This window comes from Myxococcus sp. CA033 (genome assembly GCF_013336625.1).
Lineage (GTDB): Bacteria > Myxococcota > Myxococcia > Myxococcales > Myxococcaceae > Myxococcus > Myxococcus llanfairpwllgwyngyllgogerychwyrndrobwllllantysiliogogogochensis.
Window position 1 is genome coordinate 546,337 of sequence record NZ_JABUMU010000004.1, and the last position, 18,637, is coordinate 564,973.

The 18,637-nt window shown below is 69.6% G+C and carries 17 protein-coding genes and 2 tRNA genes; 7 read left to right on the forward strand and 12 right to left on the reverse strand.

Going from position 1 to position 18,637, the window contains the following annotated elements:
* Nucleotide 1: 1 nt before the first annotated feature.
* From HUA78_RS15060 to HUA78_RS15085, 6 genes are read right to left on the reverse strand one after another with little or no spacing between them, the layout of a single operon-like run.
* Nucleotides 2–2,548, reverse strand: coding sequence for a response regulator (locus HUA78_RS15060; protein ID WP_174461914.1), 2,547 nt, complete (start codon nucleotides 2,546–2,548; stop codon nucleotides 2–4).
* 9 nt (nucleotides 2,549–2,557) lie between these two features.
* On the reverse strand, nucleotides 2,558–3,118 hold the full coding sequence (locus tag HUA78_RS15065) for a chemotaxis protein CheW (protein WP_141644718.1): 561 nt from the start codon (nucleotides 3,116–3,118) through the stop codon (nucleotides 2,558–2,560).
* A gap of 7 nt (nucleotides 3,119–3,125) precedes the next feature.
* A complete protein-coding gene (locus HUA78_RS15070) occupies nucleotides 3,126–3,536 on the reverse strand; it encodes a PleD family two-component system response regulator (RefSeq protein WP_141644719.1) in 411 nt (136 codons plus the stop codon).
* Nucleotides 3,533–5,137 carry a methyl-accepting chemotaxis protein gene (locus tag HUA78_RS15075; protein WP_371745583.1) on the reverse strand — a complete coding sequence of 535 codons (1,605 nt, stop codon included), beginning with the start codon at nucleotides 5,135–5,137 and terminating at the stop codon, nucleotides 3,533–3,535. Before HUA78_RS15075 ends, HUA78_RS15070 begins: the two co-directional genes overlap by 4 nt.
* 31 nt (nucleotides 5,138–5,168) lie before the next feature.
* Entirely contained in the window at nucleotides 5,169–6,530 is a 1,362-nt protein-coding gene (locus HUA78_RS15080; protein ID WP_174476545.1) for a protein-glutamate O-methyltransferase CheR, read from the reverse strand.
* Complete coding sequence (locus HUA78_RS15085; protein WP_141644722.1) at nucleotides 6,527–7,093, reverse strand: chemotaxis protein CheW; 567 nt, start codon at nucleotides 7,091–7,093, stop codon at nucleotides 6,527–6,529. The genes HUA78_RS15080 and HUA78_RS15085 overlap by 4 nt, the downstream gene beginning before the upstream one ends.
* A 246-nt stretch (nucleotides 7,094–7,339) precedes the next feature.
* On the opposite strand from HUA78_RS15085, the gene HUA78_RS15090 reads away from it, so the two are divergent.
* Nucleotides 7,340–9,394 (forward strand): TonB family protein, encoded by a 2,055-nt coding sequence (locus HUA78_RS15090; protein WP_174465993.1) that lies wholly within the window; start codon nucleotides 7,340–7,342, stop codon nucleotides 9,392–9,394.
* A gap of 37 nt (nucleotides 9,395–9,431) precedes the next feature.
* Here HUA78_RS15090 and HUA78_RS15095 read toward each other — a convergent pair whose 3' ends face one another.
* The 4 genes from HUA78_RS15095 to HUA78_RS15110 are packed head-to-tail and all read right to left on the reverse strand — an operon-like array spanning nucleotide 9,432 to nucleotide 12,559.
* Entirely contained in the window at nucleotides 9,432–10,151 is a 720-nt protein-coding gene (locus HUA78_RS15095; protein WP_174461911.1) for an HAD family phosphatase, read from the reverse strand.
* 10 nt (nucleotides 10,152–10,161) lie between these two features.
* Complete coding sequence (locus HUA78_RS15100; RefSeq protein WP_174461910.1) at nucleotides 10,162–11,121, reverse strand: myxosortase-dependent metalloprotease, MXAN_2677/MXAN_2678 family; 960 nt, start codon at nucleotides 11,119–11,121, stop codon at nucleotides 10,162–10,164.
* Nucleotides 11,118–11,999 carry a myxosortase-dependent metalloprotease, MXAN_2677/MXAN_2678 family gene (locus HUA78_RS15105; RefSeq protein ID WP_174476546.1) on the reverse strand — a complete coding sequence of 294 codons (882 nt, stop codon included), beginning with the start codon at nucleotides 11,997–11,999 and terminating at the stop codon, nucleotides 11,118–11,120. Before HUA78_RS15105 ends, HUA78_RS15100 begins: the two co-directional genes overlap by 4 nt.
* The gene (locus HUA78_RS15110; RefSeq protein ID WP_141644727.1) at nucleotides 11,996–12,559 is read right to left on the reverse strand and encodes a hypothetical protein; all 564 of its coding nucleotides are present in this window, start codon (nucleotides 12,557–12,559) and stop codon (nucleotides 11,996–11,998) included. Before HUA78_RS15110 ends, HUA78_RS15105 begins: the two co-directional genes overlap by 4 nt.
* Nucleotides 12,560–12,646: 87 nt before the next feature.
* Here HUA78_RS15110 and gltX point away from each other — a divergent pair, with 87 nt between their 5' ends.
* The 5 genes from gltX to HUA78_RS15135 all read left to right on the forward strand — a co-directional run bounded on the left by gltX (nucleotide 12,647) and on the right by HUA78_RS15135 (nucleotide 15,627).
* On the forward strand, nucleotides 12,647–14,086 hold the full coding sequence (gene gltX, locus HUA78_RS15115) for a glutamate--tRNA ligase (protein WP_174476547.1): 1,440 nt from the start codon (nucleotides 12,647–12,649) through the stop codon (nucleotides 14,084–14,086).
* A gap of 57 nt (nucleotides 14,087–14,143) precedes the next feature.
* Nucleotides 14,144–14,551 carry a hypothetical protein gene (locus HUA78_RS15120; protein WP_174454975.1) on the forward strand — a complete coding sequence of 136 codons (408 nt, stop codon included), beginning with the start codon at nucleotides 14,144–14,146 and terminating at the stop codon, nucleotides 14,549–14,551.
* 76 nt (nucleotides 14,552–14,627) lie between these two features.
* Nucleotides 14,628–14,698 (forward strand) — tRNA-Gln (locus HUA78_RS15125).
* Nucleotides 14,699–14,812: 114 nt separating this feature from the next.
* A tRNA-Glu gene (locus HUA78_RS15130) sits at nucleotides 14,813–14,884 on the forward strand.
* Nucleotides 14,885–14,946: 62 nt separating this feature from the next.
* Complete coding sequence (locus HUA78_RS15135) at nucleotides 14,947–15,627, forward strand: DUF2625 family protein (protein ID WP_174465990.1); 681 nt, start codon at nucleotides 14,947–14,949, stop codon at nucleotides 15,625–15,627.
* 38 nt (nucleotides 15,628–15,665) lie between these two features.
* Here HUA78_RS15135 and HUA78_RS15140 read toward each other — a convergent pair whose 3' ends face one another.
* Nucleotides 15,666–16,637: a response regulator transcription factor gene (locus tag HUA78_RS15140; protein ID WP_174454974.1), complete on the reverse strand. Its 972-nt coding sequence runs from the start codon at nucleotides 16,635–16,637 to the stop codon at nucleotides 15,666–15,668.
* A gap of 58 nt (nucleotides 16,638–16,695) precedes the next feature.
* On the opposite strand from HUA78_RS15140, the gene HUA78_RS15145 reads away from it, so the two are divergent.
* Nucleotides 16,696–17,292 (forward strand): hypothetical protein, encoded by a 597-nt coding sequence (locus HUA78_RS15145; protein ID WP_174454973.1) that lies wholly within the window; start codon nucleotides 16,696–16,698, stop codon nucleotides 17,290–17,292.
* Here HUA78_RS15145 and HUA78_RS15150 read toward each other — a convergent pair.
* A complete protein-coding gene (locus HUA78_RS15150; RefSeq protein WP_141644733.1) occupies nucleotides 17,264–18,421 on the reverse strand; it encodes a sensor histidine kinase in 1,158 nt (385 codons plus the stop codon). The two genes, HUA78_RS15145 and HUA78_RS15150, sit on opposite strands and share 29 nt — an antisense overlap.
* Nucleotides 18,422–18,637: the final 216 nt, after the last annotated feature.

The following is an 18,637-nucleotide window of genomic DNA, read 5'->3' on the forward strand; positions in this document are numbered from 1 at the left end:
TTCAGCGGGTCGGCAGGAGCTGCCGCACGAGTTCGAGCAGCTTGCCGCGCTCCACCTCGCGCTTGACGAGGTAGCCGTCCGCGCCCGCCTCGAGCCCCGCGGCGCGGTCCTCCGGACTGTCGAGCGAGGTGACGAGGATGACGGGTGTGGAGTGCAGCGTCGGGTGGGACTTGATGCGTCGGGCGAGCCCCACGCCATCCAGTCGCGGCATCTGCCAGTCACTCACGACGAGCTGACACGGCGTGCGCTCCAGGATGCCCCACGCTTCTTCACCGTCCGCCGCCGTCACCACCGGGAAGCCGGCAATCTCGAGCAGCGACTTCATGGCGAAGCGCGTGGTGAGCGCGTCGTCGCACACGAGGATGCGCGGACGCCGCACCTCCGCCGCCATCGAGCGCGTCTCCGGCCGGGCCACGCGAACGAGCTCCGGCGCGTTGAGCACCGGCACCACGCGACCGTCATCCAGCACCGCCGCGCCGGCGAGGTGCCGCACGGTTTGGAGATGTTTACCCAGGGAGCGCACGACGATTTCCTGCTGCCCCACCACCTCGTCGATGGCGTACAGCACCTTGTCGCCGCCAACGACAATCAGCGCCGCCGTCTGCACGTTCCCCGACTCGATGGCCAGGGGAAGCCGGGGCAGGCCAATGGCCTCCGCCAGCGGCAGGAAGGTCAGCTGCGAGCCGTCCACGCGGGCCACCACGCGCCCCGCCACCGTGCCCACGTCCTCGGGCTTCAGGCGCAGCACGCGCTCCACGCTGTCGGAAGGAATGGCGGACACCGTCGTGCCCGTGCGAACCAGGAGCCCCAGCGCGGAGGCCAGCGTCAGCGGCAGGTCCACCGTGAAGCGCGTGCCCCGGCCGGCCCAGAACTCCACGTCGACGGAGCCCTGGAGCCGCGCCGCCATGGCCTGCACCACGTCCAGCCCCACGCCGCGTCCCGAGGTCGCCGTCACCTGCTCTCGCGTGGAGAAGCCCGGCTGGAACACCAGCCGCGCGGCCTGCGCGTCGGAGAGCCGGGCGGCCTCTTCTTCCGACAGCAGCCCCCGTCGCACGGCCGTGGCGCGCACGCGCTCCGGTGACAGGCCGTAGCCATCGTCCTCCACCACCACGCCAATGCGCGCGCCTCGAGGCTCCACTCGCACCGTCAGGCGGCCCGTCTCCAGCTTGCCCGCGGCACGCCGCTCCGCCGGCGACTCCAGCCCGTGGTCGATGGCGTTGCGCACCAGGTGCAGCAGTGGGTCCTTGAGCGCATCGAGGATGCGCCGGTCCAACCGCACATCGCCGCCGGTGAGTTCCAGCGCCACGTCCTTGCCCAGTCGCGTGGCCACCTCGCGCACGGTGCGGCGCAGCGGCTCCAGGAGCTGGGACGCGGGCACCATGCGCAAATCGCGCAGGTCATCGCGCGCCACCTGCGCCACCAGCGCCAGCTGCTCGCCGTCGCGGTGCGCCTCGCGCGACACCTCCAGCAGACGCTTCTGCATCGTCCGCATCAGCGCCACGCCGGAGCGCAGCGACTCCAGCGCCGGCCCGCCACCCGCCAGCGTGAGCTGCGACGACGCGCGCTCCAGGTGTCGCAGCACCTCATGCGTCCCGTCCGACAGCGCGCGATAGCCCTCGGAGCGCCGCGCCTGCTGCGCGCGCCCCGCCACGAGCAGCTCCACCTGGAGCGCCAGTGACTCGAGCGTCTTCACCGCCACGCGCACCGTGTGGTCGGCCGTGGTACCTCGCACCTCCGGCTGCGGCGCGGTCGTCTGCGCGCCTGGGGTGCCCGAGTCAGCGGGAGTCGGCGCGGGCACGGCACGCAGCGCATCCACCGTGCGCGCCATGTTGCCCTGCGCGCCACCCTCTTCCAGTTGGGCCCGCAGCTCCACCAGCGTACCGGCCACGTCGGAAGCGGCCAGGCTCGCCGCGTCACCTCCGGGCTCCATGCGCGCGAAGCCCAGCGCGGCGGACTCGGCCAGCGTCGCCAGTCGCGTGGCGCCGGACTCCTGCGCCGCGCCTCGCAGCGTGCGCGCCCGCTCCATCGCCTTGCGCACGACGGCCGCCCTGTCCGGGACGTCCGGAGAGCAGAGCGCGCCGAGCGAGGCCTCGAGGAAGTCCAGCGCCTCCATCCCCTGGGCGGACAGGCCCGAGGCCACCGTCGTCGACTGGGGAATGGAGACGTCGCGCCCCAGCAGCTTCAGGAGCGCGCTCAGGCCCTCCACTTCGGGAGACTGTCCGGCGTCACCCCGGGCCATGGCCGCTTCGATGCCGGACAGGCCGCGCAGCATGGACTCCACGGCGGCGCGAGGCAGGCCTGTATCCGGCTCGATGTGGGTCAGCCCGTCTTCGATGGCGTGCACCACCTGCTCGATGTCGTCCAGCCCCAGGCTCGCCGCCGAGCCCTTGAGGCTGTGCACCAGTCGCTTGAGCGAGGGCAACAGGTCCGCCTCGCGCTCGCGAGCCGGGCCCTCCAACCCGAGCACCTTCGCTCCAATGGCTTGGATCTGCTCACGCGTCTCCGCGGAGAACACCGGCCAGATGCTGCGCAAGAGCTGCGGGTCCATGTCGCGCCTCTATTCCCGCGCCTGGCCGGCCGGGCCTCCGAGCTGCTCCAACTCCAGCACCGTCAGCCGGTCCGGAGTCAGGTACAAGAAGGGTCCCGGCGGAGGCTCCGAGAGCTCGGACTTCGGCAACTCCTTGCGGCCCTCCACCAACTCCGCCGCCAGGCCGAACGTCTCCTCACCGACCTCCACCACCACGATTTTTCCCAGGTCCGACATGCCGCCGCCCTCCAGCCCGAGCAACTGGCGGAGGTCCAACACCGGCACCACCCGCGAGCGGCTGGCCAGCGCGCCCAGCACATGCGGCGGCGCGCCAGGCAACGGGGAGATGCCGCGCGCTTCCAGCACATGGTCCACGTGCTCGATGCGCACCGCGTAGCGCTCGCCTCCCACCTGGAAGGCGAGCACCGACAGCACCTCGTGGTGCTCCTCGTGACGAGATTCGGCCAGGGCACGCGCGCGGGCGCCGAGCACCTCGCGGCGCTTGTCCGCGCTCACCCCGGGCGCGTGGGAAACGTCGAGCTGGGGCTGGGGGCCCAAGGAGTCGTTCACCTTGACCTCGTCACTCGGCATGCGGGCATCACCGGGTCTTCGCGGGCAGCTTCAACATGTCACTCACCTTCGAGCGCAGGTCATCCACCGACACCGGCTTGTTGAGGAACGCGTTGGCACCCACAAGTTTGCCCTTCTGGCGACTCGCGTCGTCCTTCAGGGAGGTGAGCATCATGAAGGGAATGTTGTGCAACTGGGTGTCCGCGCGGACGGCCGCGCACAGGGCGAACCCGTCCATCAGCGGCATCTGCACGTCGGAGATGATGAGATCGGGCTTGAGGTCTCTTGCCTTGCTCAAACCCTCCACGCCGTTGGGCGCGTCGAAGAACTCCAATCCCCATCCCATCAGGTAGACCTGGAGCAAGTTGGTGATGGTCCTTGTGTCCTCGACGATGAGGACCTTCAAGGCCTGTCGTGACGTCGCCACGTTCGCGTTCATAGCTGGTACCTACCCACCAGGTCCGAGAAGCGCTTCGAGAGATTGGTCAGGTTTCCAGCCACCTGTTCGATGCGTCGCGTCCCTATGACGGAGTCTCCCATGGCGGACGTCAGCTCGCCCATCGCCGCGGCGATTTGCTCGACGCCAATCGTCTGCTGCCGGGTATTGCCGGCGATCTGTCGGGCCGCTCCGGACGACTCGCGAATGACTTCGGACAGTCCGAGGATGGCCGAGCCCGCGCCGCGCGCCAGCTCCATCGCGGCCTGTGCCCGCCGGCTTCCCTCTTCCGTCGCGCTGACGGCCGCGCGCGTTCCCTTCTGCACTTCGTTGAGCAGTCCGCGCACCTGCTCCGCGGCCAATCGGGACTGCTCCGCCAGGGTGCGCATCTCGGTGGCCACCACCGCGAAGCCGCGCCCGTGTTCACCCGCCTTGGCCGCCTCGATGGAGGCGTTGAGCGCCAGCAGGTTGGACTGTTCAGCGACGTCCTTCACGGTGCTGATGATGTCGCCAATCTGAAGGGTGCGCTCACTCAGGTCGGTAATGGACAGGGCGATGGCTTTCACCTGCTCGCCCAGCTTCTCCATTCCGGCCACGCTCTCCGAGACGACCTTCTGGCCCTCGGTGCTGAGCACCTCCGACTTCTGCGTCTGGGAGATGACGGAGTCCGCGTAGGCGGTCGCCTGCTTGGACGTCTGGGCGATTTCGGCCACGGTGGTGCTCGTCTCGCTGATGGCGGAGGCCTGCTGGTGCGCCATGGCCGACTGCTGCGTGGACGTGGTCAGCACCCCGACGGCTTCCTTCTCCATCTCCGCCGCCGCGCCGCGCAGGTCCTCCAGCAGGTGCGCCAGGCCCTCGGACATGGCCGCGAAGCTGCGCGACACCTCGCCAATCTCATCCGAGGCCACCGTGTCGAACTGCTGGCGCAGGTTTCCGCCCGCGATGCCCGACGCCGCGCGCGCCAGCCGCTCCAGCGGGACGACGAGCAGGCCCGACATGAACCACGACGCCAGCAGGCACGCGGACAGGATGAAGAGGCCGAGCACCAGGGTGAAGCGCGTGGTGCCCTTCAGCGCGTTGGTGAGCGCCTCCTCGTGGAGCGCCACCTGCACGGTGCCCACGCGGCGGTTGGAGCCCCCCTGCGGCGCGAGCACGGGCACGGTGGACTCCAGCACCGACTCGCCGTGGATGACGAGCCTGCGCTCCACCGCGTCCTCGCCCTCGGCGGACGGCTGGTCCGCGCCCGCGAAGCGCTCCGCGGCGACCTCCGCCAACAGCTCGCCCTTCGCGTCGCGCACCAGCACGTAGGCCACGTCGGGCACGTGGCGCAGCACGCCGTGCGCCGTGGCCTGGATGCGGCTTGCGTCCTGGTTGGCCACCAGCATGGGCGCCAGCGTCCTGGACAGCTCCGAGCTCACCGAGCGCGAGCGCCGCGCCAGGTCCTCCCGCTGCGCACCGCTCATCTGCACCCAGAAGGCGAGGATGAGGATGCCGGCCACCAGCACGCCCGTCACGCCCGTCACGGCGACAATCTTGAAACGCAGGCTGAGGCGTCCCACCGCGAGCCGTCCCGGCAGCGTCAGCTTCGTCTCTTTGTCGTCCACGTTGCCTCCCACCGGTGAAGGACGCGCGCCATCAGCGCACACCCTGCCAGCCGGACTGCGTTCTTGGAGCCAGGGCCTGCCTCAGGCCTCCGGCGGTCATCGTTTCCACTCCGCGCAACGGCTGCTCGTCGTCCAGCCCCTCGAGCGCGCGCAGCGCATTCTGTCGTGCGCGCTCCGCGTCCTCGGGCCGGTCCATGCGCCCATAGAGCGCCACCAGCGTCGCGTGACCGAGCGCCAACCTCGGGTCCAGATACAGCGCCTTGCGCACCGCCTCCACCGCCCCGTTCAGCTCTCCGCGCCCCTCCGCCACCATCGCCAGCAGCAGGTACGCCTCCGGCACCAGCGCCTTCGCGGCCTCGCGCGCCAGCGCCTCCGCTTCCTCGAACTGTCCGGCCCGCGCCGCGTCCACCGCGCGCGCCATCGGGTCCTTGAGGGCGGAGACGGGGGGCGTCGCCGTCGGGGCCACGACGACGGGCTTCGGCGGAGGCTCCACGGGGGGCGGAGGACGAGGCGGCAGCGCGCGCGCCGCGGCACGCAGGGCGGTGGCGGCGTCGCGAACGGCGCGCGGAGTGGGCGGCGCGGGACGCGTCCATCCGGGAGGAGGAACCCTCAGCGCCACGCTGCCCTCGGCGTCCACCGCCTCCAGGCCCAGCCCGTTGGTGAGGGGCACCTCGGCGGGCGAGACGAAGAGCAGTCCCCCCGGCGCGAGCACGGAGACGAAGTGCTCCAGCACCCGCCGCACCAGCTCCGGTGGGAAGTAGATGAGGACATTGCGGCAGAAGATGGCGCTCGGTGCGCTCAGGGGTGGCGGCTCCGTGGCCAGGTTGTGACGACGGAACTCCACCATACGCCGCACCTGGGCCACGACGGAGAGCTGTTCGCCCCGAGGCTCCAGGAAGCGCCGCTCCAATTCCGGCTCGATGTGGCGCAGGGACCAGGGGCCATACAGCCCGTCCCGCGCGCGCTCCAACGCCCGGCCCGACACGTCCGTGGCCAGCACGTGGAACTGCCCCTCCGGCACGCCCGCCGCGAGCAACGCCATGGCGATGCTATAGGGCTCCTCGCCGCTGGCGCAGCCCGCGCTCCACACCTGGAAGAACGGGCCGGCCTGGGGAAGCGCCAGCCGCGCGAGCGAGCGAAGGTGCTCCGGGTGACGGAAGAAGTACGTCTCGCCGATGACGGCGTACTCGATGAAGGTCTCCACCGCCTGCGCGTCCCGCCGCAAGAGGCCGCGCAGGAAGGACTCGGGCTCCAGGCCGCGAGACTCCGCGGAGCGCGCCAGCGCCGTCTCCAATGAGCGTCGCAGGCTGTGCGCGAGCGTCAGGCCGCAGGCGGCCCGGAGGACCTCCTCGACCTTCACGAGCGTCGCGTCGTCGAGGACGGCCTCGCTCACGTCTCCTCCGACCCCACCAGCACCGCGGAGATGCGCAGCAGCGGGCGAATCCCCTCGGGCGTCCGGCACAGGCCCGCCATCAACCCGGTGCCATCCCACGGCAGGGCCACGTCACCATCCGGAGTGCCCTCCACGAGCACCGGCGCCTCGACAAGGTCGCGGACCCTGTCCACCAGCACGGCGACCGGCCGAGCGCCCTTGCAGATGACCAGGTGCGCATCCAGCGCCGGCTCGCGCGTCACGCCCAGCAGCACGGCCAGGTCCACGGCGACAGCGGGGCTTCCTCTGTAGATGAAGGTCCCCGCGACATGAGGGGGGGCTCCCGGCAGCGGCTCCAGCTCCACCAGACGGACCACCTCCTGGACCGCGTCCGCCACCAGCAGCGCGCTGGTGCCCGCCGCGTCCAGGGTGAGATAGAGGCCCGGCAGTCGCAGCTCTCCCGACAGGGAGACCAGCTCCTGGCGCAGTCGCGCCTGCTCGACCTCCAGCGCGCCAAGACGCTCCTGAACGGAGGCGCGGCGAAGCTGTGCATCCACGACGGGGGAGTTGGGGGTGTCTGCCATGGGGGGCGTCCCCGCCCGCTTCAGCCCTGGCGCGCGGGTGGACTCACGGTAGTCCGGGCCGTGAAGGAGTTCAATGCGGGGTGAAATGGACCGTCCCACACCCGACGGCCCAGGTGTGTGCTGTCAGCCGCCTTGGTACGTCGTGGATCCGCGAGGCCGGGAGTGCGTCCGGAAGTGGAGATATGGTTTGATGCGTACCCGGCACACTCCTGGAGAATCCATGTTGCTTGTAGTCAGGGGGTACGAATGATCAAGGGCGACTCGCCGAACCCCGAGACGCCCGCCGCGACGGGCGCGGATCCGCTCATCGGCCGGACCCTGAACGGTCGATTCAGCATCCTGGATCCCCTGGGTATCGGCGGCATGGGAAAGGTCTACCGAGCCCTCCAGGCCCCCCTGGAGCGAGTCGTCGCGCTCAAGGTCCTCAACCCCAGCTACTCCAGCACCCGGGACCCCGGCTTCCAGAAGCGCTTCCTGCGCGAGGCCTCCCTCACCTCGAAGCTGCGCCATCCCAACACCGTCACCGTCATCGACTACGGGCAGACGGACGATGGCATCTTCTACATCGCCATGGAGTACCTGGACGGCCGCACGCTGGCCCAGGTGCTCGGGCAGGTGGGGCCGCTGTCGTGGTCGCGCGCCATCGCCATCACCCAGCAGATCTGCCGCTCGCTGCGCGAGGCGCACAGCCTGGGCATCATCCACCGGGACCTGAAGCCCGCGAACATCATGCTGCTCAACGAGCAGGATCAGGACCTGGTCAAGGTCCTGGACTTCGGGCTCGTGAAGTCGGTGGCCGAGCCGCAGGAAGGGCAGATCGCCCCGGAGATCACCCAGAACGGCACGTTCCTCGGCTCGCCGCAGTACATGGCGCCGGAGCAGGCGCGCAACGCGACGGACGCGCGCAGCGACGTGTACTCGCTGGGCATCGTCCTCTTCCAGATGCTGATGGGGCGCCCGCCGTTCATCGCGCGGGACCACATCGAACTCATCTTCGCTCATTACAAGGAAGCCCCGCCCACCTTCCAGCAGCTGCGCCCGGACATCGCGGTGCCGCCGGAAATCGAGGCGGTGGTGCGCCGCTGCCTGGAGAAGGACCCGGCGCGTCGCTTCCAGACGATGGACGAGCTGCTGGAGGGCCTGCGCGAGGCGAGCATGTCCGCGGGCGGCAACAGCGGCATCTTCAAGCGCCCCGGTGGCGCGACGACGACGGGCCCCTACCCCTCCCCGCTGTTCTCCAGCGCCGGCAGCTCGGGGACGGACTCTGGTGACACGCTCGCGGTGGACATCAGCGTGGAGGTGCCGGTGGCCGTCCAGCGCGCCCGTCAGCGCACGCTGGCCATCGGCGGACTGGGCGGACTGGCGGTGGCGGGACTCGTCGCCGTGGGCGCCGTCTTCTTCATGAGCAACAAGGACCCCGTCAAGCCGCCGGAGACGAAGCCGGAGGCGGTGGCGCAGGCCCCCGTGCAGGCTCCGCCCACGGCGCCCGCGCAGGAGGCGCCCATTCCCGCCGGCGCGCACAAGGTCCGCTTCAAGCTGATGAGCCAGCCCAGCGGCGCGCGCGTCTTCTACCGGGGCAAGGAGCGCGGCACGACGCCCTTCACCCTGGAGCTGCCGGCGGGACAGGACGGCTCCATCACCGTGGAGCTCACCTTCGCGATGGAGGGCTACCAGATGGAGACCGTCGTCACGGGCGGCTCCGGTGACGTGGTGCTGTCGCAGAAGCTCCAGAAGCGCCGGGGTGGCGCGGGTCGGGGCGGTGGCGTGGAGGTGGCGTCCGCCTCCGCCGCCACGGACGAAGTCGAAGTGGCCGAGCCCGTGGCGACGCCGGGTGGAATGTCCGCGCCGGTGCTGCTCTCGCCCACCCAGGCGATTGCCGCCGAGCCGGCGGCTCCGCAGACCGCGGGCGGCGTGGGTGCGGCGGCGGCGACGCAGGCCAAGGGCGTGTCGGGTGGGCTGGCGGTGCCGGTGCTGCCCACCGCGGCGCTCGCCTCCGCGCGCGGCGACGTGCTGCCCTACAACGAGGACATGTCCCGCCCGGAGATGGTCGACCAGAGCAAGGACCTCGTCTACACGCGCGAGGCGATGGCGGCGAAGGCCGAGGGCGTGATGATTGTCCGCTGCACCATCACCACCAAGGGCCGCGTGGAGAAGTGCCGCGTCATCAAGTCCGTCACGTACATGGAGAAGCCGGTGCTGGATTCGCTCCAGTCCCGCACCTACAAGCCCATCATGTACCAGGGCCATCCGGTGAACGTGGACTACACCTTCAGCATGCGGTTGGTCGCGCCGCGCCGCTGAGGTCCGCGCGACTCGCCGGGCCTTGGGCGTCGCGCGCTCAGGGCCCGGTGGAAGGCACCACCGGAGGCGCGGGCGGCAAGGACATGGCGCCCCCTCCGGACGGAACACCCCAGCTCACCACCGGCCAGCCTCGCTTCCGGGCCTCGCGCTTGAGCCGGTGGTCGGGATGCACGGCCACCGGCCGCCCCACCACCTCCAGCACGGACAAGTCGGAGTACGAGTCCGTGTAGAAGGCACACGCGGCCAGCGGCACGCCCACTTCGCGAGCGTAGCCCTCCGCGTACGTGAGCTTGCCCTCGCCGAAGCAGATGGGCCCCAGCGGACGGCCCGTGTGCAGACCTTCGGCATCCACCTCGAAGCGGTTGCAGAGCACCGCGTCCAGCCGCAGCTCGCGCGCCACCCACTCCGACAGGTAGCCCGACGAGGACGTCAAGAGCGCCAGCCTGTCACCGGCGCGGCGGTGCTCCTCCACGGCGACGAGCGCACCCGGGCGATAGAGCGACCGCACCGTCTGCTCGTAGAAGTCCGCGGTGCGCTGCTGGATGGGACGGGCCCGCGAGCCCGCGAGCAGAGCGACCGCGCGCTCCAGCGCGTCCTGCATGGACACGAAGCCCAGGTGGTAGCGGGCAATCCACAGGCTCGCGCGCACGGCCTGCCACCGGGTGATGTGCCCCAGCTCCAGCTCGCGGCGGACCCACAGCGAGCCGGAGTTGGCGGCAATCAACGTCTTGTCGAGGTCGAAGAAAGCGACAGCCACGCTCTTCGTTCTAAGTCCGCTCGCGTGTGGACGCAGTGCCATCCCGACGTCCGCCCGTCCGCCGCCTCCCGCGCAAGAAGGCCACGGCAGCCAGCCAGGCCCCCATGACACCCGCGCCAGGAGCGGCGGCGCAACCGGTGCCCCGCCCGTCCGCCAGGAGCACGATGCCCGCCTCCGCGCGCATGAGGCACTGATTGGGCGGAAGGCCCCGGGGATAGATGGAGCAGAAGCCGGCGGCGGAGCCCGCGTCGATGATGCGCTTGCGCGTCTCGCCCGGCGGCGCGGTGGGCTCCATGGTGGCCCCGGAGATGGGCACGTGGTCCAGCCCCACGACGTGGCCAATCTCGTGCGTCATGGTGTTCTGCAGGTCCGTGGCCACGCAGTTCGTGGCCGGGACGCCCAGGCACGGCGGCGAGTCCACCGTGGTGAAGAGGAAGCCCGTGCTGCCTCCGGGCTGGGACGCGTTCAGCTCGATGTCCGAGTCGAGCACACGGCCGTCGGTGAAGCTGAACGTGGAGGTGGTGAGGCCGATGGTGCCATCGCCGTGCTCCCAGCACGTGTACTGGTTTCCGCACGTCTCCGCGTCCCAGCACGGGTCGTCCGCCGCGACGACGTCATCACACGACGTCTCGCGGAACGTGACGATGTTGTAGTTGGCGAAGGGCCGCTCCTGGTCGTAGCCCACGACCACGGGAAGGCTCCAGTCGTCACCGCGCTTGAAGGCGTAGTCGCTGCACGTCTTCGACACCTGTCGCCAGGACTCGAAGGACGCCTCGATGGCGGCGACCTCGGTGTCCCCTGGCGTGCGCGCGCTGCCGTCCGCGTCCAGGTGGTAGATGTACTCGCGCACCGGCCACAGCAGACACAAGGGCCTGCCCGGAACGACGGTGCGACGATAGGGGAACTCCTCCTGCGCCAGGGCGGGCGAGGAGGCGAGGAGCACAAGGCCCAGCAGCCACCGCGTCCTCATGAGCGGCCCTCCCGCGCACGACGTCGCCGCCACAGCACCCAGGCCATCAGCGCGGGGCCGAGCGACGAAGCGCCTGTCGCGGAGCAGCCCCCACCCTTGGGGCCCAGTTCGTCGTTCATCACCGGATGCAGACACGCCTGACTGGCGCCGCCCTTGGCGTAGACAGAGCAGACGAAGTCGCGGGAGCCGGAGTCGATGGTCCGCTTGGACACTTCTCCGGCCTGAGCGCTCGGGAACATCGTGGAGCTCGCGAGGCGCGTGTGGTCCAGGCCGACGAAGTGACCAATCTCGTGCGTGGCGGTGTTCTGCACGTCGGTGGAGACACAGTTCGTCGTCACGGGAGGAAAGCAGGTGGGCCCATTCGCCGTGGTGAAGACGTACTGGCTCGCGTTGAAGGAGATATCCGAGTCGTAGATGATGCCCGAGCGCTTGTCGTACGTCGTCAGGGTGATGGCGAGGGTGCTCTCGTCGTCATCCCAGCAGTCGTATTGATTGCCGCACGTCTCCGCCTTCCAACACGCGTCCGTGGCCGCCACCAACCCGCTACAGACCTTCGTGCGGAAGAGCACCACGTTCTGGTTCTGCTGTCCGCGCAGATAGCCCGCCTTGCGCTCGTCGATGACGGGGCCCTGCCGCAGCGTCAGGTTGCCGCAGGCGGCGAAGATGTCCTCCCAGCTCTGGAAGGCGACGCGGATGGCCTCGAACTCCGTGTCGCTCGTCGTGTCCGGATTGCCGAAGCTGCTCTGGTTCCAGGTGATGCTCGGCTGCGTCCAGTACAGACACTGGGTGGCGTCATCGCCCGGAGTCACCCGACTGCGGACATAGGGGTCGAACTGTCCCAGCACGAGGACCGCGAGCAGGGTTGCCGCGGGCGTCACGGCGCCGGCTCCGTCAGCGCGGCGCGGATGGCCGCCTTGAGCTCCGCGAGGGTCCTCGGCTTCTCCACCACCGTGCTCGGCTGACGCGTGACGGGGTCCAGCAGGAGCGCCTCCGAGGGCTCCGGGACGGCCATCGCGGGCTTGCCCGCCTCCTCGCGCACCACCTGATACTTGCCCTGGGCCTGACCGGAGAGACGGAAGGCCTGCGTGCCGCGCTTGCGCAGGAAGATGACGACCTCCTCGCCCGTTTTGAACGATGCGAGCCCGTGCACCACCTGTCCGATATCGCCCACCTGACCGCCGGGCTGCGTCACGAGCACCGTGCCCCCAGGCTGTCCCTTGAGTGGCTCCTTCACCTCGACTTCGACGTCGGTGACGATGCGCCGACCATCACCGCTCCATCGGCTCTCCACTCGACGCACGACCCCGTGGATGACGGCGTCCGAGTCCCGGGAGAGCTGCGACAGGTCCACCCGGAGCTGCGTGGTGGCGGCCGCGGGCAGGGCGCCCAACAGCGCCACCGTCACCATCCCCATGCGAAATAGCTGACGAATCGACATACGCTTTCTCTCCTCGGCGCGCACCATACCTCAGCGTGCCCATCCGCGTTGACCCCCTACCGCCTCCCTGCTAATCCGCGCGCCCGTATGCCCACTGCCCCACGCGTCCGCTTCGCTCCCTCGCCCACCGGCTACCTCCACATTGGCGGTGCCCGTACGGCGCTGATGAACTACCTCCAGGCCCGGAGGTTCGGCGGCACGTTCATTGTTCGCATGGAGGACACCGACCGCGTGCGTTCCACCGCCGAGTCGGTGCAGGCCATCCTCGACGGGTTGGTGTGGCTGGGCATCGACTGGACCGAGGGCCCTGGCAAGGAGGGCCCGCACGCGCCCTACTTCCAGACGCAGCGCCTGGACACCTATCGCGAGCACTCCCAGCGGCTGCTCGCCGAGGGCAAGGCCTACCGCTGCTACTGCACGAAGCAGGACCTGGAGGCCCAGCGCGAGTCGATGGAGAAGTCCGGCGGCTTCTACAAGTACCCGGGCACGTGCCGCGACTTGAAGGGTCCTCCGGCGGGCCGTCGCGAGGTGGAGGCCGTCATCCGCTTCAAGATGCCCTCCACCGAGGGCACCGTGTCGTTCGACGACAAGGCGCTGGGTGTCATCACCAAGCCGTACTCGGACCTGGACGACTGGGTCATGCTGCGCGCGGACGGCATCCCGCTCTACAACTTCGGCTGCGTCATCGATGACCACCTGATGGAGATCACCCTGGTGGCGCGCGGGCAGGAGCACGTCAACTCCACCTTCCCGCAGCTGATGCTCTACCAGGCACTGGGCTGGCAGCCGCCCGAGTTCGCGCACCTGCCGCTCATCCTCGGGCCGGACCGCGAGAAGCTCTCCAAGCGCAAGCACCCGGAGGCGGATGTGATGCTGCACAAGCGCACCGGCATCATGCCGGAGGCGCTGAGCAACTTCGTCATCCGCCTGGGTTGGAGCCACGGCAACGACGAGGTCATCACCCGCGAGCAGATGGAGGAGTGGTTCGACTTCTCCGATGTCGGCACGACGTCCGGCGTGTGGAACCCGGAGAAGCTGCTGTGGCTCAACCAGCAGTGGATGAAGCTTCTGCCGGAGGCCACCGTCGCCGAGCGACTGGTGCCCTTCCTCGAGGCCAAGGGCTTCCAGGCGAAGGGCGACTCGCGGCTGGTTCCGCTGGTGCATGCGCTCAAGGAGCGCGCTCGCACGCTGGAGGAGATGGCCACCACGGCGGCGCTCTACTTCGGCACGGGCGTCACGCTCGACGAGAAGGCCGCGGCCAAGCACCTCGTCGGTGATTCGCTCGTGCTGCTGCGCAAGGTGCGCGACGGCGTCGCCGCGCTGTCCGAGTGGACGGTGGAGTCGCTGGACGGCGTGGTGAAGGCCGTCAGCGAGTCCTCCAGCGTGGGCATGGGCAAGGTGGCGCAGCCGGTGCGGGTCGCCATCACCGGCAACACCACGAGCCCGGGCATCGGAGAGACGCTGCTGCTCGCGGGGCGGGACGAGGCCCTGCGTCGCATCGACGCCGCGCTCACGCGGGGCGGGTGACGTACCGCCCGACGAAGCGGTGGACGTCCGCCGCTTCGGCACCTATCTTCACCACCCATGATGCGTGCACTTGACACCATGAAACGGCATTTCTATAAGGCGCGCCCGCTCGGTGCGGCGCTGTGTGCGCTCTGGGTGGCGGGGGCGAGTGCCGACGTGGTCAGCGGCGCGCAGCTTCCGGACGGTGCTCAGAAGGTGGGGGAGAACCGTTACAGGGTGCCGAAGGACTTCGAGGCGACGCTGGACTACTACCGCTCGGTCTATTCGACGAGCAGCTATCCACGACGGCAGATCGTCAACCAGCCGGGCGTGAAAGCGGTCCACATCACCAACCCCTCGGGGAAGAACTTCGCGGGGCTGAATATTTACGAGGCGAACGAGGAAGTTCGCATCTACATCGTCCCGACCCAGCAGGCGGTCAAGCCGGTGAAAAAGCCGGAGACGAAGTCGGGGAAGAAGAAGTAGAAGTCGCAGCAGCAGCCGCCCACCGAAGTTGTTGCAGTCGCTGGGCGGTGTTGGTAGTAGAGGCAGCCGCAGTGATTGGGGAATCGTCTAACGGCAGGACAGCAGACTCTGACTCTGCTTATCTAGGTTCGAATCCTAGTTCCCCAGCTCGCAGCACCGCAGTCCGCAGCACCTCAGGAAGCTCGAAATCAGAAGGTTGACGAGAGCAAAACGAGAATGTAGGAAGCAGCAGCAGAAACACGGTGGTTGCAGCGAAATGTCGGCCCTGTCGTCTAGCGGTTAGGACGGAGCCCTCTCACGGCTCAAACTCGGGTTCGAATCCCGGCAGGGTCACTCCGACGCCGCCTTCTGAAAAGAAGGCGGCGTTTTGTTTTTCCGGGGCACGGTGGCTCGCCATGCGGACGTTGCAGGAGCTGCTCGACGCAACCTCGCCGGCCTGGCCCCTCGTGCAGGAGTGGCTCGCCTCCGCGAGCAGCCCCGTCGAGGTTCTGCCTCGGGATGAAGTGGCTGCGGGCGAGGTGCTCCAGCAGCTTCAAGTGACGACCCGCTCCACCTTGGGCGCGGTGGCCTATGAAACAGGTGGGCTGCTCGTCGACCAGGGCTGGCTCCGAGTCCTGGGCAGCGGTGGTGTGCGGATGCGCGGGAGCCTGGCGAATTGGAATGCCCTGGGCGCGCATCTGGCGGTGGCACCGACACAAGGGATGCTACTCGTCGCCCACGACGTCCTCGGTGGCCACTTCGCACTCGACGGCGGGGCGCTCGGCGAAGGACGTGGCGGCGCGTTCTACTTCGCCCCCGACTCGCTCAAGTGGGAGGACCTGGGACGCGGCTACTCGGACCTGCTCGCCTTCTTTCTTGAAGGAGATCTCTCCGAGTTCTACGGCGCGTACCGCTGGTCCGGCTGGAGCGAGGATGTCTCACGCCTCTCCCCGGATGAGGGTTTCTCCCTCCACCCTCCGCTATGGACAGCGGAGGGCAAGGACCCTGCCCTCGTGTCTCGGCGCGCGGTCCCCATGACGGAGTTGCTGAACGTCCAACTCGAGTTCGCGCGTCAGCTCGACGGCACTGCCCCCTGAGGGCGCTCGCGCCCCGTCCCCTCCCCTGTTGTACCGACTCAAGCCGACGGCGTGGGGATGCTCCGGCGGAACACGGAGAGCGCGGCGGCGAGCCGGTCCTGTGCCCGCTGCACGCCCCGGCGCAGGAGCAGCATCCGCACCTTCTCCGGAAGCGCGCTCGCGCCCTGCGTGCTGCCAAATCCCACCAGGTCCATGCGCAGGGTGATGGCCTCCAGCAGGTCCCCCAGGTCCGCCTGCGGACTGGCCAGCAGCAGCACGTCCGGAGGCCGTCGCTGGAGGCGCTCCGCCAGCGTGCGCCACTGCGGATCGCCCGTCTCGACAACGACGACGTCCACCGTCTCCAGCTCAGGCGCGTACGGCGCCACCTCCCGCACCTCGAAGCCCGCCTCCCTCAGCGCGCGGAGCGCATCCTCGCTGCCCACCACCGCCACCTTCCCCTCCAGCACCGTGCGAGAGGACTCCTCGTAGGCCCGCAGCTCCACCTCCAGCGCCACATGCGCCGGCTCCGGTGCGTCCTGCCCTGCCGCCAACAGCGCGGCCGCTTCCCGGGCCTGTTCCCGCGCCTGCTCCCGCACCTGCGTCCCGGACGTCCGCCGCTCCAGCGCCGCCCGTACCTTGGCGCGCAGCACACGCAAGTCGTCGAAAGGCTTGAGGATGTAGTCACTCGCCCCCGCGGCGAACGCGGCGATGACGGACTCGCTGCTCGCGTAGGCCGTAATCATCAGCGCCTCCATCGTGGGCTGGAGGTTGCGCGCCTCCGCGACGAGCTCCACCCCACCCATGCCGGGCAGGTTCTTGTCCGTCACCAGCACGTCGACGCGCTGCTCGCGAAGAATGGGCAGCGCATCCTCCGCGCTCGCCGCCACCAACACCACCAGGTCCGACTCGCGCTCCAATAGCCGCGCGCAGATGTCGAGCACGACGGGCTCGTCGTCCACCACCAACACCGTCGAGGCGAGCGTTCCCCCCTCCCCACCGCCGCCCTCACCGGTCTCGAACGGGAGATCCATGACTTGGGAGATTCGCACAGCTTCACGCGGACTTCGAGGCTCGCATGCGAGGGCCGCTATGCTGCCGTCCGTGGCGAGCTTCGAGGACGCGTTGCTGGAGAACCGGGTGCCCCCGCTGCTGGGGGACGTGCGCCTGCGTTACGACGGGGGGCGGCTGCTGGGCGAATCCCTCCCTCCGCGCTGGGAGCGGAGAATGCTGCCGGGACTGTGTGTGGGTGTCGCCGTGGGCTGCGCGCTGGGCGCCGCCGTCATGGTGGGCCTCGAGAAGGGCGCCTTCCCCATCACAGCCGGGACGCTGGCCCTCGTCGCCGCGGCCCTCGTCGGAGTGGCCCTGCGATTCGAGGCCCGGCTGGGACGCCGCCGATTCGTGCTGCACTTCCGCTCGGAGACGCTGCGCCTGGAGCGGCTGGCCTGGACCCCCGGCGCCACCCGCTCGGAGCTGGTGCCCTTCGACGCCGTGCGCGCGGTGCACCTCGTCGAGCGTCCCGGGCCCCGCTACGCGCTCGTCGTGGAGTACGCCCGAGAAGGGGCGCAGCCCCAGCGCGCGGTGCTGGTGGAGGACGTGCGCCGCTCGGAAGGCGAGTCACTCCACCGGATGTGGCGCGTGCTCAGCAACGCCTTCGGCCTCAGGGGAGCGGGGCTCGCCGGAGGGTGATTTCGATGTCCGTGCCCTCGCCCGGCGTGGACGACAGCCGCAGGTTGCCACCCGCCTGCGTCACCAGCTCCCGGCAGATGGACAGGCCCAGGCCCGTGCCGATGCCCACCGGCTTCGTGGTGAACAGCGGCTGGAAGACGCGCTCCTGCAGGTCCATGGGGATGCCGCAGCCGTTGTCCGCCACCGTGAGGACCACGTCCTCGGGGCGTACGGACCAGCGCACCTCGATGCGCCCCTGACGTCCCGTGCCACCCATGGCCTGCGCCGCGTTGACCACGAGGTTGAGCAACACCTGGCACAACTTCACCGGACCGAAGACGACCCGCACCGGCTCGCCGTTGCTCGTCAGCCGCGCCCTGTCTCGAACCTCCGCCCGCGCCAGCTTCACCGCGAAGGAGACCACTTCGGCCACGTCCGCCGTGCCCTCCATGTCCTCGCCACGCGCCTGCGCGCGCAGCCCGAGCGCCACCTGCCGCAGATGCTCCGCGCCGTCCGCCAGGTCCTTGATGAGCGCGGGCAGGTCCTCCACCGTCTCCGCGACAGGAGGACTCGGGTCCGCCGGCAGATGCTTCGACACGTACTGGATGACGCTGGTCAGGTCGCGCTGCAGCGACGCCACGTTCTGCGACAGGTAGCCCACCGGGCCCATCAGCTCGTGGGCGATGCCCGCCGTCACCTGGCCCAGCGTGGCCAGACGCTCCGACTTCATCATCCGCCCTTCCACCTCGCGGATGCGCAGCTCCAGCCGGGCAATCTTCAGCGCGTCGTCCAGCGCCGCCTGAAGCTCCGAGCGGTCCCACGGCTTGACGAAGTAGCGCGTCACCTGGCCGCGGTTCACCGCGTCGATGACGGCCTGCATGTCCGCATACGCCGTGACGAGCATGCGCTTGGCGTCGGGCGCAATCGAACGCGCCCGCTCCAGCAGCTCCACGCCCGTCATCCCCGGCATGCGCTGGTCGGAGAGGATGACGCCAATCTCTCCCTTGCGCTGCTCGAGCAGCGTCAACGCCTCGCTTGGCGATGCGCTGCGGAAGATGCGGAAGCGTTGTCCGAAGTTCGCGTCGAAGACCCGCAGGTTCAGGGCGTCGTCGTCGACGTACAGCACCGCGGGTAGCTCAGACGGGTTCATGACGCTCCTCCTGGCCGGCTATCCCACGACGAGGCCAGGCTGGTGACGCCTAGGATAGCGCCTCCTCCGACTCCCTTTCTTCTGGGTGCCGACGGAACCGTCCCCCCGGGACGCAATGCCTCCTCAACTCTAGAGCAACCAGACAGGTTTGACCCCCAGGAAAATCCAGACGACCGCATGGTTCCCTGCCTGGGCACGGAGGTGCCAGGCGGCTTT

Excerpts from the sequence above, each read along its gene's own strand:
- gltX (WP_174476547.1), top strand. The coding sequence starts at position 12,647 with ATGCCCACTGCCCCACGCGTCCGCTTCGCTCCCTCGCCCACCGGCTAC.
- HUA78_RS15100 (WP_174461910.1), bottom strand. The coding sequence starts at position 11,121 with ATGAGGACGCGGTGGCTGCTGGGCCTTGTGCTCCTCGCCTCCTCGCCC.
- HUA78_RS15090 (WP_174465993.1), top strand. The coding sequence starts at position 7,340 with ATGATCAAGGGCGACTCGCCGAACCCCGAGACGCCCGCCGCGACGGGC.
- HUA78_RS15070 (WP_141644719.1), bottom strand. The coding sequence starts at position 3,536 with ATGAACGCGAACGTGGCGACGTCACGACAGGCCTTGAAGGTCCTCATC.
- HUA78_RS15150 (WP_141644733.1), bottom strand. The coding sequence starts at position 18,421 with ATGAACCCGTCTGAGCTACCCGCGGTGCTGTACGTCGACGACGACGCC.
- HUA78_RS15060 (WP_174461914.1), bottom strand. The coding sequence starts at position 2,548 with ATGGACCCGCAGCTCTTGCGCAGCATCTGGCCGGTGTTCTCCGCGGAG.
- HUA78_RS15110 (WP_141644727.1), bottom strand. The coding sequence starts at position 12,559 with ATGTCGATTCGTCAGCTATTTCGCATGGGGATGGTGACGGTGGCGCTG.
- HUA78_RS15145 (WP_174454973.1), top strand. The coding sequence starts at position 16,696 with ATGCTGCCGTCCGTGGCGAGCTTCGAGGACGCGTTGCTGGAGAACCGG.
- HUA78_RS15065 (WP_141644718.1), bottom strand. The coding sequence starts at position 3,118 with ATGCCGAGTGACGAGGTCAAGGTGAACGACTCCTTGGGCCCCCAGCCC.
- HUA78_RS15140 (WP_174454974.1), bottom strand. The coding sequence starts at position 16,637 with ATGGATCTCCCGTTCGAGACCGGTGAGGGCGGCGGTGGGGAGGGGGGA.
- HUA78_RS15120 (WP_174454975.1), top strand. The coding sequence starts at position 14,144 with ATGATGCGTGCACTTGACACCATGAAACGGCATTTCTATAAGGCGCGC.
- HUA78_RS15085 (WP_141644722.1), bottom strand. The coding sequence starts at position 7,093 with ATGGCAGACACCCCCAACTCCCCCGTCGTGGATGCACAGCTTCGCCGC.
- HUA78_RS15135 (WP_174465990.1), top strand. The coding sequence starts at position 14,947 with ATGCGGACGTTGCAGGAGCTGCTCGACGCAACCTCGCCGGCCTGGCCC.